This is a genomic window from Ideonella azotifigens (genome assembly GCF_006519715.1).
Classification (GTDB): Bacteria; Pseudomonadota; Gammaproteobacteria; order Burkholderiales; family Burkholderiaceae_C; genus Ideonella; species Ideonella azotifigens.
The window spans coordinates 1-1,714 of sequence record NZ_VIDT01000940.1 but is presented as its reverse complement, the minus strand read 5'-3'; the positions used below and the strand labels follow the sequence as shown (position 1 = coordinate 1,714).

Genomic DNA, 1,714 nt, shown 5'->3' with positions numbered 1-1,714 from the left:
ATCAACACCGGCCCGGCACGCGCCGAATGGCACGAAGCACTGGCCCGTCTGCAGTACCAGCGCTGGGCGGCAAACGAAGCACTGGCCAGCGCCGAAAGCGCCTACGCACTTTCAGACACCGCACGCCAGCGCCTCACGCTGGGCTTTGTGCAACCCGGCCTCGCCATGCCGCGCCCTGCCGCCGCGCCCTTGCTGCGCGCCGCGCCCGGCCTGGACCTGGCCGCGCTGGAGGCTGCTGCCGCCGAGCGCGACCTGCTGGTCATCGACGATTTCCTGCCCGACCCGCTGGCCTTCCGCGCCCAGGCCCTGGCGCTGTGCGAACAAGCCGCAACCTACCAGCAAGGCGCAAACTTCCCCGGCGTTCAGACCCCGCCGAAGCCCTGCATGGACGCGATGCAGCGCATCGCCGACTGGCTGGGCCAGCCGCTGAAATGGGACTCGCCAGACACCGGCGCCTTGCGCGCCAGCCTGGCCTCGGACGCCGCACGCGCCGACGTGCATGTCGACAGCCCGACGCAGCCGCACATCTACGGCGGCGTGCTCTACCTCAGCCTGCCCGAGCACTGCCAGGGCGGCACCAGCTTCTACCGCCACCGCGCCACCGGCTGGGTCGGCCGGCCAGACGCCGCCACGCTGAAGGCCGGCGGCTACGCCAGCTTCCTGGACTTCCAGAAGCGCCACCTGCCGCCCAACCGCAAGCAGAGCTTTGCCGACTGGGAACGCCAGCGCGACGCGACCTGGGAGTGGCTGTTCGAAATCCCCATGCGCTTCAACCGCCTGATCGTCTTCCGCAGCGACTTTTTCCACGCGATCAGCGGCCTGTTCGGCGACTCACTGGCCAACGGCCGGCTGGTCCAGCTGTTTCACTTCGAAGGGCAGCGCTGAATTCAAGAGGCTTGTTCAGATGCCAGGCGAGGCGCTGAAGGCCAGCGCCGCGACCTGCTCGTCGGCCAGCGCCTGGCCTTCCTTGCGCAGCTGCTGGAACACCGCTTCGCCCAGCGCCGCGCTGGCCAGCGCCGTGGCCTGGCTCACCGAGTCGATCTCGCTGACATGGCGGATCTGCGATTCGCGGGCCACTGCCGCGTCCGCATAGCCCAGCAAACGCGCCGCCAGCGCGTGCTGGCCCTCCATCGCCAGCAGCAGCGAGAGGTGATCCGCATACGAGGGATACCACTCGAAGCGCAGCGCCACCGGCCAGCCGCTGTGCAGCAGCGCGCGCGCCTCGGCACGCCGGTCCAGTCGCAGCAGCGCGGCAGCCAGGTTCATCTGCACCATCATCTTGAAACGGTGTGCGTCGCGCTGGCCTTCCAGGCTGTCCAGCAAACCTTGGCCGGTGCGCACCGCCGCTTCGGCGTCGCCGTTGCTCAGTTCGCCATCGACCAGGTTGAACAGCACCATCGTCGCGTTGCCACCAGCCGCCTGCACCAGCACCAGGTGCTCGCGCAGCAGGCGCAGGCCTTGCGCCGCCGCTGCACCGCCCTGCACCAGGCCCAGCAGGCCCAAGGGCTCGGTGCGCCAGAGCCGGCGGTGCGGCGGCCAGGACGGGTCTTCCAGTGCGGCCAGCTCGGCCAGCATTTCCGGCACCACGGCCTCGGCCGACAGGATCAGCGCGCGGCGCAGCACGTAATGCGACAAGGTGGCGTACAGCAGCCAGCGGTCGGGTTGCTGCGCATGGGACCGGCGCGCGATAGACAGCGCCAGCTCGGCCTCTGCC

The 1,714-nt window shown here is 70.0% G+C and carries 2 protein-coding genes; one reads left to right on the top strand and one right to left on the bottom strand.

Features of this window, described 5'->3' with window-relative positions; genetic code table 11:
• On the top strand, positions 1-885 hold an 885-nt coding region (locus FKP22_RS33055), incomplete at its 5' end, for a DUF6445 family protein (RefSeq protein ID WP_170201167.1).
• 15 nt (positions 886-900) lie between these two features.
• Here FKP22_RS33055 and FKP22_RS33050 read toward each other — a convergent pair.
• Positions 901-1,714, bottom strand: an 814-nt coding sequence (locus FKP22_RS33050) for a hypothetical protein (protein WP_211361657.1), incomplete at its 5' end; no start/stop codon positions are given.